This is a genomic window from Hymenobacter sp. GOD-10R (assembly GCF_035609205.1).
GTDB lineage: Bacteria > Bacteroidota > Bacteroidia > Cytophagales > Hymenobacteraceae > Hymenobacter.
In genome coordinates this window covers 5004140-5020274 of sequence record NZ_CP141184.1, presented here as the reverse complement: position 1 = coordinate 5020274, position 16135 = coordinate 5004140, and the positions used below count along the sequence as shown (strand labels likewise).

The following is a 16135-nucleotide window of genomic DNA, read 5'->3' as shown; positions in this document are numbered from 1 at the left end:
CCTGAGTAGCGCTTGGCTCGGCTCGGCGGAACGCCAGGATAACTTCTCAGCAGACAACAGCTTGCCATCTGGTTGGTACCGCGTGACCATGAGCAGCTACACGGGTTCGGGTTTTGACCGCGGACATAATTGCCCTTCCGCTGACCGCACGGGATTCATTGAGGACAACTCGGCCACGTTCCTGATGACGAACATGATGCCGCAGGGGCCCCCAACAACAACCAGCGCACGTAGGTAGGATTGGAGAACTACTGCTGTACACTCGTGGATCAAGGCAATGAATTTTACATCATCTGTGGCAGCTACGGCAGGGGAGGAGTGGGGAGCAATGGTTCGACTTCCACCCTGGATAACGGCCTGATTTGGAATCTTTCAGGTGGAAGGATATGGTAGCCATTACGAGCGGAGAAAAAGTTGCCGCTCAAATTTATAAAGTCCCGGGGGCAGCTGGGGTACAAAACAGGTCATTCGTACCCCTTGCTTCTCACTTATCCTCACTGCTGTTTTTTAAAATATGCCCCCTGTAAGCTGCAAACAAGGTATTCTTAGTGCGTTCGCAGGTCGAATCAATTATAGGGTTCGAATCCCTTCTCTGCAAAAAGCCCCGTTCTCAAGCTGGAAATGGGGCTTTTTCTTTTCACAAGAATTAGCATTGGCTCTTACTGCCACACTTTTCTTATAAACCGCAGCCAATTGCCATGCATCATGTTCTCGATGTCTTGCGCAGTGTACCCACGCTTGGCTAGTAGAATCGGTATCTTTTGCAGATCAGCAATAGTTTCCAAATCGTATGGGCATTGCTCCCGCCCGAAGGCTCCATCTAGGTCAGTACCTAGGCCTACGTGCAACGTGTTACCGGCGAGTTGGCAGATGTGGTCGATATGGTCGATCATTACTTCCAAATTGCAGGTCATGTCCCGCGGGGTCGATTCACCTTTCACCCAATTGGGAACCATCATCCAGGCGTCTAAAGCAGCACCAATCACGGCGCCGCGCTCAATCAGGGCTTTGATTTGGTCGTCGCTGTATTGACGGTTGTGGTTTACCAGCGCCCGGCAGTTGTTGTGGCTTGCCCATACGGGTCCGTTGAAGTGGTCCAGGGCTTCCCAGAAGCTGTCGTCGCACAAGTGAGTGGCGTCGAGGATTATGTTTAGACGCTCCATTTCTTTCAGCAGTTCGTGGCCAGCTGGGCCCATGAAGCCGGTGGCATCGGTACCCTGCGCGTAGCGACCGGGACCGTAGTGCGCGGGACCTACTGCCCGTAGGCCAGATTGGTAAGCCTGTTCCAAGTGCCCCACGGTAATCAGAGAGTCAGCGCCCTCTAAGCTGAGGATGTAGCCGACGGGTTTGCCTTCGGTGGGAGTGCCATCGGCCCACAAAGCTAGGTGCTGCTCTAGCGTGGCTAGGTTGTTTACCTGCACCATTTCGCCGGCCGCTTCCATGGCCTTGTACCAAGCTAGCTGGCCCTGCGTTTGGGCCCAAGCCTGCGCAGGCGAATGCCAACCCGGCAAGGGATTATCGGGCGCAACGAAGCGGGCAATTTGCGTGGCTACCACTAAGCCTATGTTACCCTTGCGCAGTTCGAGCAGACTCACCACCGCTTTGCCACGGTCGGGTTTATCGGTTAGGCCGGCTTCGCGGGCATTGATGGCCACTATGGGTTGGGTCAAGTCGCGGTTCCACTCTAGCGCGTTCATGCTCAAGTCGAGGTGAGCATCTACTATTAGCATGTTCTATAAGTTGATTTTTCGGTCGCGGGCAATGGTTTTCCATTCCCCCGCGGGCGCTTGGTTTTGGATAGTAATGGCCCGCTCGTACAAGGCGACGGTGGGGCAAATGTGGTAGGGCAAGCCGTAAAGTAGGTCGCCCACTTTATACCCGTGATTTGGTCCGGCCTCCAGCACCAAGTGCTCTTCGCTCTGCCCGATGGGCCGAAGCGCCGGCGCATTTAGGAAGGTGATGCGCTTATCCAGCGGACTTTCCGCAGCAATGGACTTATGACCTAGGTCCACGCAAATCTTGGTGGCATCGGGCAAGGAAATGACCCGACTCAGCACTAAGGCAGCCGGCCAGTATGGTTGCTCTTTGCACACGTTACCGTAGCCACTGTCCCAGTAGATGAAGGTGCCGGGGCTGCATTCCACCCCTTGACGGGCGGCGTGGATGGGGAACGTGGGACTGCCGCCGGCCACAATGATAGGGTCAAAACCAGTGCTGCGTAGCTGATCGGCTAGCTCTTCCACCAGGGCAAAGGCGCTGTTGCAATGCTCCGTGCGCAAGGCTAGGTCTTCGTCGCGAATGTGCCCATCGTAGGCGTGCAAGCCCATGATTTGCAGATTTGCGAGGCTAACACACTGCTGATACAAGGCAAATGCCGCGGCTGGGGCAATGCCCGAGCGGTTCATGCCCACGTTCAAGTCGATGAACACGGAAACGGTCAGTTCGCTCGCTGCGGCCAAGTTGTTCAGGTGCTGCGCTGCAGCGTAGGTATCAATGAGGCAGGAAAACTTGGTTTGCGGGTAGTGCTTGATTACCTGCACAAAGCGCGCGGCTTTGGGGCCAATGGGCTGGTAGGCCAGCAGCACGTCGGGTGCTCCGCAGAGACCTAGCATTTCAGCTTCGGCAATGGTGGCGCACTTAAACTTGCTGATACCAGCCTCCATCGTCAGGCGCACGGCCTCTTGGCTTTTGTGCGTTTTCACGTGGGGCCGCAGCCGGCCCACCTCATCAATGCTAGCTACCAGTTGCGCCAAGTTGTGCTGCACCCGATCGGGGTACACGACTAGCGCAGGCGTATCTAGCGCATCGGCGTCCGCGACGCTGAACCACTCTTCCATGTTGCTTATTACTAATCGGGTACCTAGGCTAGCTCGAAAAGCGCCTCAATTTCCACCGGAATGTTGTCGGGCAGGGAGCCAAAGCCTACGGCGCTGCGCACACCAATACCGTTTTCGGGGCCCCACACCTGCGCAAACAGTTCGCTACAGCCGTTAATAACGTAGGGGTGCCGCTCAAAATCGGGGGTGCAGTTTACCATGCCGAGCACTTTGATCACGCGCTTGACCTTGTTAAGGCTACCTAGGTTGGCCACGATGGTTGAGAGGATAGCTAGGCCCACTTGCCGGGCGGCCAGCTTGCCTTCCTCAATATCGAGGGTTTCGCCGATGCGGCCGATAATCAGGCTTTTATCGTCTTGCACGGTCCCATGACCCGAAACGTAGAGGTAGTTGCCGTCGATCAAGCAAGGTTTGTACACGCCGAGCGGCGCGGGAGCGGGAGGCAAGTTGAGGCCCGTTTGGGCGAAGTTTTCTTCGGGAGTAGCCATGAGGAGTTGGGTATTATATTCAAAAATAAAAGGGACGTCATGCTGAGCCTGTCGAAGCACGCGAGATGCTTCGACAGGCTTAGCATGACGATCTGATCTGGTCGAAAGTCTGATTTCTATTCGGCTTCACTGACTCAATAGGTAACAAGCTCATTCAGAACTAAAACGCCCACGAGCCCGACGGTGCCGACCAAGGCTTCCATGACGGACCACGAGCGCAGGGTGTCTTTCACGCTGATATTGAAATACTCTTTGAACATCCAGAAACCGGAGTCGTTGACGTGCGAGAACATCAGGCTGCCCGCGCCTACGGCTAGCACCATCAGGTTGGGGTTGGTGTGGGTTTGGGCTAGCAACGGCCCGATCAGGCCGGCTGTGGTGAGGCCTGCCACGGTGGCCGAGCCCACGCACGCTCGCAGGATGGCGGCCATGAGCCAGCCGAGCACCAGCGGCGGCAAGGCTACGTGTTGGAGCAAGCCGGCTATTTCGTTGCTAGCGCCGCTGTCAGTGAGCACCTGCTTGAGCGCCCCCGATGCTCCAATGATCAGCAAGATCATGCTGATGTCTTTGATGGCATCGCCGTAAATTGTCATGACCTGCGTCATGCTGCGGCCCGACCGGAGCCCGAGCGAGTACGTGGCGTAGACCACGGCCAGCAGCATCACTACGGAAGGTTGCCCAAAGAGCGTCACTACATTATGAAACTGCGGGTTGTTGGACAGCAACGGAAAGAGCGCCGCCACCATCAGCAGCAGCACGGGAAGCAAGGCCGTGAAGAAGCTGTTGGCCGTGCCTGGTTCGTGAGCCGTAGCGGCAGGCATCGAGACAAAGGTTTCCAGCGGGTGCGCCTCGATCTTTTTCAAGGTTTGGGCAAATAGTGGCCCGGCAACGATGATTGTGGGCACGGCAACGGCTAGGCCGTAGAGCAGCGTCAGGCCCATGTTGGCGTGAAACTGCACCACCAGCGCCGAAGGCGAAGGGTGCGGGGGCAGAAACCCGTGCGTGACGGATAAGGCCGAGAGCATGGGCAGACCTAGGTAGATGGCCGGCAACCGGTACTGGTACACGATGGAGAAGATCAGCGGCACCATGAGCACAAAACCGACGCCGTAGTAGAGCGGAATGCCAATCACGAAGCCCGCGACCACCATGGCCCACTGAATGTACTTGGGACCAAACGCCCGCATCAGCGCCGCTGCTACTTTCTGGGCGGCCCCGCTTTCGGCGAGCAGCTTGCCCAGCATGGCTCCTAGGCACAGAATCATGACCAAAGACCCGAGCGTGTCGCCGATGCCTTTCTCGATGGACTTCGGAATGTTGGCCAGCGGCATGCCCAGCAACACGCCGGCAAGCAGGGAGATAATCAGAAAGGCAGTAAACGCATTGATCTTGAAGGCCGATATCAGGACGATAAGGGCGACAATGCAGAGCAGCACAATAGCTAGGGTCATGTAGTCTTAGTTTACAAGCAGCTCATCGACTAGCAGCCAGGCCTTGCCGCCCGCGCCGTACTCGCCGGCGGGAATCGTACCTTGGTTGACCGCTCTGATCTTGACGTAGCGAGCTGACACAGGCGCAATGGTGGCGCGCACCGGGTTGATGCCGTTCACCGGAAATTGGGTTTGCCGGTAGACGTCTTGGTAACTCACCCCGTCCGTCGAAACCGAGAACACCAATTCAGTCGGCGCCCACATTTTTTGCCAGTGATAGTTCAGTACGTTGGCGCCCAAGTTACTTATCTGCTGCGAAGAACCTAGGTCTAGGGTCGCCACCAGGTCCGTGCCGCTGAAGCCGAACCATTGACCGTCGTTGTAGCGGTTGCTGCCCGCCACGCCGTTCACCAGAGCCCAAGTAGTACCGGGGTTGTAGTTGCTAGCCGGTCGGTTTGCCAACATGACGGGTTTGCCAGTGGCTTTGCTAATAGTCAGTTGCTTGCTATAGACCGGTTGCACGCGGGTCTTTCCCTCAAATACCGCGGCCTTCACCAAGCTGCTTTTCTCAATGAGCAAAGGCGCTTGGTACCGTTGGCTTTGACTAGTGGGTTCACTGCCATCGGTGGTAAAACGAATTTCTCCCTTGGCTGTAGAGTTAAGCCGAAGCATGGGAAGCCCGTTCTGGCCGGCCCAGGTGGAATCCGTTATCCAATCGTAGCTGCGGGCGGGCGCTACGTGCATGGCTTGTAGCCGCTGATCGTGGGCGCGGGTGCGGCTTAAGAACGAATTGTAGTCGCGCGTTGCTTTCGGCGACCACGCTATTTCGGCCAGGGCGAGTAGGCGGGGAAACATCATGTACTCCGCTTTGCTCGCGTTGGGCATGTACTCGGTCCAGACGTTAGCTTGCACGCCTAGCACGTAGCGGGCCTGCGCGGCCGTCAGCACGGCGGGCACGGGCTCGTAGCGGTAGATCTTACTGAGGGGCGTGTAGCCACCTGCCGCTAGCGAATCGGCAGGGTACAGCGACTGGTAGTAATCCAAGTACACCTGCTTTTCGGGCGTCATCACGACGTGGTGACCTAGCTTGGCCGCTTCGATGCCGCCTTGCTCGCCGGTCCAGCTCATCACCGTGGCACCGGCCGCCAAGCCGCCTTCCAGGATTTCATCCCAGCCCATGAGCTGCCGGTTCTTGGAAGCTAGGTACTGGCTGATGCGCCGGATGAAATAGCTCTGTAGCTCCCGCTCGTCGCGCAAGTGCTCGTCTTTGATGCGCTTCTGGCACTTCGGGCAGGCTTGCCAGCGTGTCTTCGGGCACTCGTCGCCGCCGATATGGATGTAAGAGTTGGGAAACAGCGCCACTACCTCGTCCAGCACACCCGTCAGGAAGGTGAAGGTAGCGTCGTTGCCGGCGCAATACACATCATCAAACACGCCCCAAAAGGTGGCAGTGTGGTACGGCCCGCCCGTGCAGCCTAGCTCGGGGTAGGCCGTCAGCGCCGCCGAGGCGTGGCCGGGCATTTCGATTTCGGGGATAACGGTGATGTGGCGCTCGGCGGCGTAGCGTACAATGTCTTTCACCTCCTCCTGCGTGTAGTAGCCGCCGTAGCGCTTCCCATCGAAGCGGTGCGGCAGCTCTCTTTTGTGGCCGATCAGGGTTTCGTTGCGGTAAGCCGCCACGCTTTGCAGGCGCGGGTACTTCTTGATTTCAATGCGCCAACCTTGGTCGTCGGTGAGGTGCCAATGAAAAGTGTTGATCTTGTAAAAGGCCAACACATCTAGCCATTTCTTCAGCGTGCTGACCGGGAACATATGCCGGCTCACATCCAGGTGCATGCCGCGGTAAGCAAAGCGCGGGTAGTCGGTAATGGTGCAGCCGGGCAGCTGCACACTGGCCGCCGAGCTAGGTTTGACGAGCTGACTAAGGGTTTGCAAACCGTAAAAAACGCCTGCTTCGTCGTGCCCCGTCAGGGTTATCCGCTTCGCGCCGACGACCAACTTATATCCTTCCTTCTGCGTCACCGTGAGGCTATCGAGCTGCAAGGAGATGGTATTATCAACCGCTTGCTTAGCTAGCTTGAGGTTGATGCTGCTCACCTTCCGCACGTATTCTTGAAAGGAAGTCGCCTTACTCGGGGCAATGTCTTTGCCCACAAACAGCCCGGTTTGACTCGTAAGGGTGAACGTCTGCTGGTTGGTCGAAACCTGCACTGGCTGCGGAATGAGCGGCAGCACCGGTTTGGCAGTAGCCTGTTGTGCCCCGCTCACCCGAACTAGCGCTAGACAGCAGAAAGCTAGGTGGAACAAGCTAGCCCATCGTCTCGCGCCTAGGAGTGGTTTTCGCTGCAAAATGGCTGCTGTTAGTTTAAGGACTTGTTGTCGCCTTCTACCGCTACGCCGCTTTGCTCGGCCACGGCTTTGTATTCGAAGGCGCCTTTTAAGTTTTTTACACTCGTGCTGAAGCGGCCGTCAGGGCCAACATTTACCCAGTTGGAATATTTCCACGGGTCGGCGTACAAGGTTTCCACGCGGCCGCGGTAGGCGCGGTAGGCAAACCTAGCCCGCGTCACATTTTTGCCTTTGAAGTTGTACAAACGGCCGCTCAGGGCATAGCCAGCCGTGGCCGGTTTGGCCGTACCAGTTTCCACGGTCACGGCCTCGGTCATAGCAGGCGACACGTTGTCTAGCTTGAGCACTACGGCGTTCGGCCAACGGTGGTCGTCGTAGATGCGCTGGGCTTTCACCGCCGACACTTCTAAACCGTTGGCTGTCTGTTTGTAAGTGCAGCTCACGTCGAGGTTGGGTTTGTACTCCATAATCTTGCTGTTCTGACCTAGCAAGCTCACAGCAGTATTCTTCTGGGCTTTCACGGAGTGCAAGGTAAAGGTTCTCCGTTCCCCTTCCTTCCAGTCGGGCACTTCCGTCACGATGGCGTACACGGCGTTGCCCTTGGCGGTGAAGAGGATGTTGTTTTCTTTGTTTACCACCCAGGTTTTGGTGCTGTCGATGCACTCTTGGTTGATGAAGTACCAAGCAGCTAGCTCGCGCAAGCGGCCCTCTTGTTCTTCCGGCAATGCACCGTCGGGTTTCGGACCCACGTTCAAGAGCAGAGAACCACCTTTCGAGCGGGCTTCCACCAGCAAGTCAATCAGCTGACCACCCGACTTATACCGCTCGTTGGTGGGTTGGTACTGCCACGCCGTCCCGATGGTGATGGGCGAGAGCCACGGCTGCGTGATAGGTGTGCCCGGCAAGGTTTGCTCCGGCGTCTTAATAGCCCCGCGGGTGATGAGCAGATTGGGTTGAAGCTTCCAGCAGGTTTCCTTTACCACTTCCTTAGGCTCGCCGTCGATAAAGAACACGTCAATCTTGCCGTACTTGGTCATCAACTCCTCGCACTGGCGGCGGTTGTAGTCTTCGTACTTCTTGGCCAGAGCCGCGTCCAGCTTCACATTGTCGCGACTGATGGGGAGCTTGTTGGTGTGCAGGAAGTAAAAGTCTTCGGGCGAAAAGTAGAACCCAACGTCTAGTCCTGCGGCGCGGGTCGCGTCCACAAACTCCTTCAGTAGGTCCTTCTTATAGGGCGTTTTGGTGATGTTGAAGTCGGTGGTTTTAGTGTCCCACATGCAAAAGCCCGAGTGGTGTTTGGTGGTGAACACGATGTACTTCATGCCGGCTAGCTTGGCCAGCACCGCTATCTGATAAGGGTCAAACTTACTCGGGTTGAAGGTTTTGGGTAGTTCTTTGAAGTAGCGCTCCACATAATCGTCGGAGGCGCCCACCAGCGAGTGACTGATGACGACACCTAGCTGTGCATCGACGCTGAAGTGAATAAACAGACCAGCACCGGTGTTTTTCAGCCATTGCTCGCGCTCGGGCTTGTTGAGGTTGAAGCTGCTTTTCTCGTCATCGTTCACCACGTCATTTTGGGCAAGCGCGGCGTAGGAGCAGAGTGCTAAGAATAAGCAAGCAAGTACTTTTCTGATCATCTCGGGGCGTAAAGTGTTCCGGTAGAACGCGCACGTTCTACCGGAAGTAAAAGCTAGGTATGTAGCGCGAAGGGAACGGTTTATTTATCCCAGTACACGCGGGTCAGCAGGTTGTCGGGGCCTTGCCGGGCAATGGCTGCGGCGTACGCGTTGGCGTTCAGGTTCTGCTCGGAAAGCGGATACAGAAAGCGCCGCGGAAACTGCCCGCCGGTGGCGTTGCCGGGGTAGTTGTTAGGGGTCAGGGCGGGGTAGCCGGTACGGCGGTAGCTGGCAAAGGCCTCCTGCGCATCGGGGAAGATGCTGGCCCAGAATTGGGTGTAGATTTGCCGCATCTGCTGGTCGAAGCCGTTGGCCACTAGCTTGTTGTTGTTCACGTAGGTCGTGATCTGCCGGCTCGACAACGTGCCGTCGCTGGAACCTAGGCTGATGATGGACCACTGCCGCAGGGCCGCACTCACGCCGTTGCTGTACAAGGTGCTGGCCGAACCACCCGACCAGCCTCGTAGCGCTGCCTCTGTCTGTAAAAAGTATGACTCGGCGGCGGTGAAGACCAACCGTGGGGAGTTGAGCAGCAGCACGGTTTTGGGGTTCGGCTCGCTGAGTTGGGCAAAGTTGGCGGGCTTGGCACCTAGGTTCGCCGGCATACCTTGCTGCTTGACAAAGGTCGTGTCAGTGCGGTTCGGCGAGCCGCCGGTGTACACCACCGAGACGACACCTAGGCGCGGGTCTTTAGTCGTTTTGAGGTGGTTGATGAAGACATCCTGGTACTTACCGCCTTCCTGGTTGGTGTTGCCGTTGGCGGCGATGTAGTCGTTGATCCACAGAAAGTACGCCAGCGGATTCTGATTGATAATCTGGCCGCTGGCTAGGTAGGTTACCTTGGCAATGTCGGCGTCTTCGGTGATAACCCCGCCGGCCAGCGCCTTCGTGGCCCAGGTTTGCGCAGCGGCAGCATCTACCTTGGTCAGGCGCATGCCGAGCCGCAGCATCATGGAGTACGCAAACTTCTTCCACTGCACCGGGTTGCCGTTGTACATCAAATCGGCCACGCCGAAGGTGGATTTGGCGGGGTCTAGGCTGGTGGCTGCCTCGTCCAGCTCCTTCAGCATATCGGCGTAGATGTCCTTCTGCGCGTCGTAAGCGGGCGTGTACTTCGCCTCCGTGTAGCCTTGATTGGCCTGGAAATAAGGAATGTCGCCGTACAGATCCGTTAGGCGGCTGTAGCAGTACACTCGCCAGATCCTAGCTTCTGCCAGCAGATTTACTTTGTTGGGGTCGTCTTTTACAGCATTGATTACCAGTGTTATCTCATTCAACGCATTCGGGTAGGCAGAGCTGAATGAGGCCGACGAGGTATTCACCTGGCTAGCAATGTACTTGGAGCCGAAGCCCGACACGTCGTTGAAGCTAGTGGTGTACTGCATGGTGCCCAGCAGCGAGTTCAGCATGTTGGACACTCCGTCGTACTGAGCCTTTGTGAAGACATACTCTGGCGTGATGGTGCCAATAGCGTTAGGGTTGGTGTTGATTTCCTCGAAGTCCTTGGTACACGCCGTAAATCCTAGCAGCCCAACACCGACCAAGAGAGCACATTTAGATAGAAGTCTGTTCATGGTTGTCGTCTCCGGAGTTAGAATTTAACGGACAGGTTCAGGCCGTATGACCGGGTGCGGGGCAAGCCGATAGACTCCAAGCCCTGGTAGTTGCTGTTGCTGAAGCTCTGCTCGGGGTCGAAATCGGTGTGCTTCATGAGGATGAGTAAGTTACGGGCCACAAAGGCGATGGACGCCGATTGCAGTTTGAGCGCACTGATGTGGAAAGCCGGCAGGTTGTAAGCCAGAATCACCTGGCGCAGCTTGATAAAGCTGCCGTCGTGCAGAAACAGCTCCGAGTAGTTCTTGTAGTTGTCATAGTAGCCTCGCAGGCCACTCACCGGCACCACGCGTTCGTAGGTGTCACCCGTTTTCGTGACGCCGCGCAGCTGCAAACCTGACTCCCGACCCGGCAGCGTCGATTTTAGCAACCCCAGCCGAGTTTCGTACACCTCGCTGATGGAGAATACCTTATTGCCAAATTTGCCATCGAGCAGCACATTCAACGACAAGCGCTTGTAGCGAAAGTCATTGCTGAAGCCCATGGTGAGCGGGGCCACGCTTTTACCCAAGGGTTGCAACCCTGTTGCCACGGGAAAGCCGCTGGCCGGATCAAAAACCGTGTTGCCGTTCGCATCCTTTTGAATACGGGTGCCCACAATTTCGAAAGCCGATTGCCCTACAATGTTGTTGATGTTGCCCCAGTTACCGACTGTCGAAGCTAGGTTGATGGAGGTGATACCGTCGACTAGGCGCAATACTTTATTCTCATTGTAGGCGAGGTTGTAGCTGGCATTCCAGGAGAAGTTGGACGCTTTTATTAGTGTGCCGCCTACTAAGGCCTCGATACCGCGGTTACGCACTTTGCCAGCGTTCAGGTAAACACTATTGTAGCCGGAGGTGGAGCTGATCGTGGAGTTAATGATGTCCTTATCCGTCACGCGGTTATACAAGGTAAGATCGAAATTGAAGCGGTTATCCAGCAACTGGCCTTCGATACCCGCTTCTGAAGTAGTTGACAGCACCGGACCTAGGTTCGCATTCGTGATACCGGCAATGCCCGAGCCAGCCGTGTTGCTGCTCACGTTTTGCAAGGGACGGTCGGAGCTAGGTACGTTGCTGTAAGTGAGGTTTACTGCATACGGGTCTGGCGCGCCCTGCCCGACTTGGGCGTAGGCACCTTTCAATTTGAGCAAGTTGATGGCCTTGGGCAGCGGCAGGGCATCCGACACGATGAAGCTGCCGCTGACGCTCGGGTAAAACTGGCTGTTGTTCTTCGTGCTCAGCGTAGAGTACCAGTCGTTGCGGCTGGTTACCGTCAGGAAAAGTAAGTTCTTGAAGCTGAAATCAATCGAGCCGAAGGCGGAATTAACTTCCTGCTTCTGGGCCAGCGCGAGGGTAGTACCCGAAGCTAGGTTGTTGTAACTGTAGAAGTAGGGGATGGTAAATCCGGTGCCCGCCTGATCGAGTTCGTTGAGCTCCGAGTGCCGCTTGTTTACCCCGCCCAGGAAGGATAATCCCACTTCCTTGATCTGCTTGCGGTAAGTGAGGGTAGCTAGCCCGTTGGTTTCGCTCACATCCGATTTGATGCCTACGTACTGTCCCGTCAGAGCGTACAGCGTGCCCGTGGGGGTGACGTTCGAGTAGTTATAATCGTAGTGGTCTTGGCTGACGGTGCCTTTAAGCACCAGGTCCTTAACTACTTCATAGCTAATGGAGCCCTGGCCGATAAACCGGTTCTTGCGGTCGTCTTGCTTGAATTTGTTGATAACGAAGTAGCCGTTGGTAGCCACGCTGGCATCGTTCCACACGGTTTCGTTGCCACTGGCATTGTAGCCGGGGTTGAGCCACCGCACGTCGGCCGTGTTGGCAATCATGTACGGCGACCAGTTAGGGTTGGCTGTGGCGTCGCCGGCGCTGGCCCGGTTGTGCGCCGTTTCGATGTTGTACTGCGCCAAGGCCTCGTAGCTGAGCCGAGGGCTGAGCTTACCGTTCAGGTTGAGGTTGCCGGTTTTGCGGTTATACGTGGTACCCGGCAAGATGCTTTTGCTGCGCAGATCGGCCAGCGAAAAGCGGTAAGCAATGGCCTCCGTGCCGCCTGTCAAAGCCACCGTATTGGTAAAGGTGCTGCCTTGCTGGTAGAAGTTCTTGAGGTTGTTCTTCTGCGCAACGTACGGGTGCGTCTGCCCATCAACACCCACGTAGTCCGTCGAGCCGTCGATTTTAGCGCCCCACGACCGACGACCAGTAGCTTGGGCCGCGGCGAGGGTAGTGGGTTTTACGCCCCCATCGCCTTGTCCGTATTCGTACTGGAAGTCGGGAAAGACAGAAATGGATTCGAGCGTAGCAGTGGAGTTATATTCTACGCCAATACCCTTTTGCGCCCGGCCTTTTTTCGTGGTAATCAGGATAACGCCATTGCCACCGCGGGAGCCATACAGGGCAGCAGCCGTACCGCCTTTTAGCACCGTAATCGACTCAATATCATCGGGGTTGATGCTAGCAATGCCGTCGCCCCGGTCAACGTTGCTACCGCCGCCATTGGCCGTAGGCGCTAGCCCCGGCACGGAGTTGTCGATAGGCATGCCGTTGAGCACGTACAGCGGCTGGTTGTTGGCCGAGCCCGATAAGGAGCCGTTGCCGCGGATAATTACTCGGCTAGAGCCGCCCGGTCCCGTCGACATACCCGCTACGTTTACGCCCGCCACTTTGCCGGTCAAGGCATTGGCTACGTTATTTTCGCGGGCCTGAACCAAGTCTTCGCCCTTCACCTCGGTCACGGCGTACCCTAGGTCGCGCTTCTGCTTGCTGATACCCAAGGCCGTCACCACGACTTCCTCCAGGTTTTGGCTGCTCTTAGCTAACTTGACCGTGACGGGCGCCGAACGGTCGCTCACGTTCAGTTCCACTTTCGCATAGCCAATAAAGGAAACCACGAGCGTAACAGGCTTACCCTGGTAGTCGGCGGGTAGCGTCAAGCTAAAGTTGCCGTCGCCGTCGGTGCCAGTGCCTAGCTTCGTGTCTTTCACGACCACTGTAGCACCCGGCACGCCGGCTCCATCTTCCAGCACCACTTTACCCTTTACAACATCATCGGCCGCGCTTTTCGGGTCAGCTTGGTAGATGACGTATTGTTTATCCGTAATCCTTTTAACGTTTAAATTAAACGTCGTTACGAGCTTGGTTAAATCATTTTCAACAGTGCCCGCTAGGTTGTTTGTGTCTAGCGCCGTTGGTAAGAATTTATTATCTAATAATCCCTTTTTAAAAGCAATCTGAATCTGGTAATGCGATTTCAGATTATCGATGGCTTCCTTTAACGGTTTTCTGGTTTCAGTTGCCGGCTGTTCACCCTGCGTTTTATAAAGCGTTCTACTTGAGTTCGGCTTCGTAGCTAGCGCAAATTGCGCGTTGCCAGGCGCGCCTTTCAACATAAATATTAGCAACGGTGCGTACCACTTAAAGGAACTTCTTGAGTCAAAGTTTCTCATGCATTCAGGTTGAAAGGGTTAGTTGACAATTATCTGCTTTCCATTCTGGTAAATACTCACGTGTAAGGAGGCCGAAATAGTCTGCAAGAGTTCTTGAACCCCTGTGACGTTTATTTCGCCTTCAATTCTTAGTTCTCGGCTAGTAGTTTTAGAATATTCAATATGGTATCCATAAGTATCTTCCAATACTTTCAGAATGTTATCTAACTTTTCATCTTTGAAAATAAATTGGTGTTTAGACCAAGTCATTAGGTCTTCGGGATGATCTAGCTTCTTCTTTGCAGAGATAGTTTTAGCTGCGTATTCTACATAGTCTCCCGGAGCTAGCACCACGGAGGCGGCTGATTTAGTAGCTACAGCAGTAGTTAATTTGATTTTGCCAGTCACTAATCCCACGTCAACCTTCGCGTGGCGGTTACTTACGTTAAAGGTTGTGCCTAATACCTCAATATTGAGGTCGTTGCAATGCACGACAAAATGCTCACCGGGTTTAATATGAGTTGAATCTTTGTTTAGGTGCGTCACCTGAAAAAAACCTTCGCCCTTCAGCCATACTTCCCGAGAGTTTTTGCCCCAGCCTCGCTGGTACGTCAGCGACGAATTGCCATTCAACAGCACCTGGGTACCATCGGGCATCTCGACGGTTTTTATTTCCCCGAAGGCCGTTTCAACATGCTGCTCTTGGTTGTACCAGAAAAAGAGGGAACCTAGGCCGAGGGGTAACACCGCGGCCGCAATTCGTAGCAGAGCCGGTATGCGGCGGGTTGGCAATTGAATAACCCTGGGTTGCGCGGATATCGGCCCCACCTCAGCCTCGATGCGCTTCCAAAGCTCCGCCTGACGGCTCTCATTTGTGAAGGTGTCCTGCGCCCGATAGCCTCGGATAACGCTGGTTGCTTGCGCAATAGCCTCTCGTTGATTCGGATAGCGCTCGGCTACCTGCTTCCAAAAGCGAACAGACTCATCAGTAGGGTTGAGCACCCCATTGATGAAGTCATCATCTTCCAGAAAGTCTTTGGCTGTAAACGAAGCGTATTTGCTGAAATCCATGTGGCGCTAAGCGTGCTAATCACTACTTATATACCCCAGGGTATTCCGATTATCCCTTCGTCAGCGAAAAATTTTAAACAAATCGTAACACTAGCGTAAGATGAGGTAGCATCGATGCCTTGAGTGCTGCCCGAAAGCTGCGCTTTGGAAGAAGCTACCTGCTTCTAAAATTAGACGTCCCTTGCAATTACTTTGGTGAGTTTACGCCCAGTGTATTAGTGAGTTTATTGTAATTACGTATTTATATTGGTTTATTATTGGGTGTAGAAGTAGCGAAAATAAATTCTATAGAGTTTAATGCTTTATATAATAGTTTGTAAGTAGAAGCTATTGTGATTTCCATAATATCAGCAATTTCAAGATAGCTAAATCCCTCGTAAAACCGTAAGAAAACTATCTCTTGCTGTCTGGCTGGTAAAGCGTTTACTGCGGACTTAATTTTTATGCTCAGTTCTCTTTCTTCTTCGGTTTTAATCAATACTTGATCGAATGATACTTCAAAAGGTAAGGGGTCTTTGTCTTGGATTTCTGTAAATCGAGATCTTGCCTGCATCTTTCTGAAAAGAATGCTGCGGAGCGCTTTGTATAGATAATTTCTAACTGATAAAGGGCTGCCTAGGTTTTCTTTATTTGTCCACAGCTTTATGAATAGATCTTGTACAGCGTCTTCAATGAAGCTAATATCTTTTGTAAATTTATAGCCATAGTTGGTTAATAGCTTGAAATGCAAATTATACAATTGGGTATACGCATTCCAGTCGCCTTGTTTGAATGACTCCCACAGTAATAAAGTTTCTTCGGTGGTAGACATATTAAATTATCCACCAAGTGTAAGGCGAACAGGTGTGGCTAGTGAGTTGCTCTATGAACCTAGGTGAGTATATAGGTTCGAAGCACAAGGAGTAAAGAGCGGAAAGGAGTTCTTGCAGTCGGCAAGACTCTATTTTACAACTATACACAAACTTTAGAAAAGTTGGTGCTATTTATTATTGTTAAAATAGAAAAGCTCGCCCAGTATTGTGATTTATAAGTATTATTTCGCCTGCTCTATTGCTTTTACTGGTGTAGTTATCAGCATTGTATAAAAACAATAGCGTAGGCATTTGACAGCATAGATAGAGTTCAGTAGCTGTTATTCGGGTACTGCTCCTTTATCGTCTGTGCGAGGACCATAACGTTCTTAGAGCCCTGCTTGCAAGCCGACGCAAGACAATCCAAAGTGGCTATTGCTGCTCAATTTTGGGCGATAGATGAACCT

11 protein-coding genes are annotated in these 16135 nt (G+C 54.2%); 1 reads left to right on the top strand and 10 read right to left on the bottom strand.

From position 1 onward, the window contains the following. Position 1: 1 nt before the first annotated feature. Positions 2 to 238 (top strand): DNA/RNA non-specific endonuclease, encoded by a 237-nt coding sequence (locus SD425_RS19935; RefSeq protein WP_324679575.1) that lies wholly within the window; start codon positions 2 to 4, stop codon positions 236 to 238. A gap of 421 nt (positions 239 to 659) precedes the next feature. On the opposite strand, the gene SD425_RS19930 is transcribed toward SD425_RS19935, so the two are convergent. The 10 genes from SD425_RS19930 to SD425_RS19885 form a co-directional block, all read right to left on the bottom strand. Then, complete coding sequence (locus SD425_RS19930; RefSeq protein WP_324671781.1) at positions 660 to 1730, bottom strand: dipeptidase; 1071 nt, start codon at positions 1728 to 1730, stop codon at positions 660 to 662. 3 nt (positions 1731 to 1733) lie between these two features. Then, positions 1734 to 2837 carry a D-TA family PLP-dependent enzyme gene (locus SD425_RS19925; protein ID WP_324671780.1) on the bottom strand — a complete coding sequence of 368 codons (1104 nt, stop codon included), beginning with the start codon at positions 2835 to 2837 and terminating at the stop codon, positions 1734 to 1736. 23 nt (positions 2838 to 2860) lie between these two features. Next, on the bottom strand, positions 2861 to 3325 hold the full coding sequence (locus SD425_RS19920; RefSeq protein WP_324671779.1) for a RidA family protein: 465 nt from the start codon (positions 3323 to 3325) through the stop codon (positions 2861 to 2863). A 134-nt stretch (positions 3326 to 3459) separates the two neighbouring features. Continuing rightward, positions 3460 to 4776 carry a gluconate:H+ symporter gene (locus SD425_RS19915; RefSeq protein WP_324671778.1) on the bottom strand — a complete coding sequence of 439 codons (1317 nt, stop codon included), beginning with the start codon at positions 4774 to 4776 and terminating at the stop codon, positions 3460 to 3462. Positions 4777 to 4782: 6 nt separating this feature from the next. Then, the gene (locus SD425_RS19910) at positions 4783 to 7104 is read right to left on the bottom strand and encodes a family 20 glycosylhydrolase (RefSeq protein WP_324671776.1); all 2322 of its coding nucleotides are present in this window, start codon (positions 7102 to 7104) and stop codon (positions 4783 to 4785) included. Between the two features lie 11 nt (positions 7105 to 7115). Continuing rightward, a complete protein-coding gene (locus SD425_RS19905) occupies positions 7116 to 8744 on the bottom strand; it encodes an alpha-L-fucosidase (RefSeq protein ID WP_324671775.1) in 1629 nt (542 codons plus the stop codon). An 80-nt stretch (positions 8745 to 8824) separates the two neighbouring features. Then, on the bottom strand, positions 8825 to 10357 hold the full coding sequence (locus SD425_RS19900) for a SusD/RagB family nutrient-binding outer membrane lipoprotein (RefSeq protein WP_324671774.1): 1533 nt from the start codon (positions 10355 to 10357) through the stop codon (positions 8825 to 8827). A 17-nt stretch (positions 10358 to 10374) separates the two neighbouring features. After that, positions 10375 to 13770, bottom strand: a complete 3396-nt coding sequence (locus SD425_RS19895; RefSeq protein WP_324671773.1) for a SusC/RagA family TonB-linked outer membrane protein — start codon at positions 13768 to 13770, stop codon at positions 10375 to 10377. A 75-nt stretch (positions 13771 to 13845) separates the two neighbouring features. Continuing rightward, on the bottom strand, positions 13846 to 14877 hold the full coding sequence (locus tag SD425_RS19890) for a FecR family protein (RefSeq protein WP_324671772.1): 1032 nt from the start codon (positions 14875 to 14877) through the stop codon (positions 13846 to 13848). Positions 14878 to 15118: 241 nt separating this feature from the next. Continuing rightward, positions 15119 to 15688 (bottom strand): RNA polymerase sigma factor, encoded by a 570-nt coding sequence (locus SD425_RS19885; protein ID WP_324671770.1) that lies wholly within the window; start codon positions 15686 to 15688, stop codon positions 15119 to 15121. Positions 15689 to 16135 lie beyond the last annotated feature (447 nt).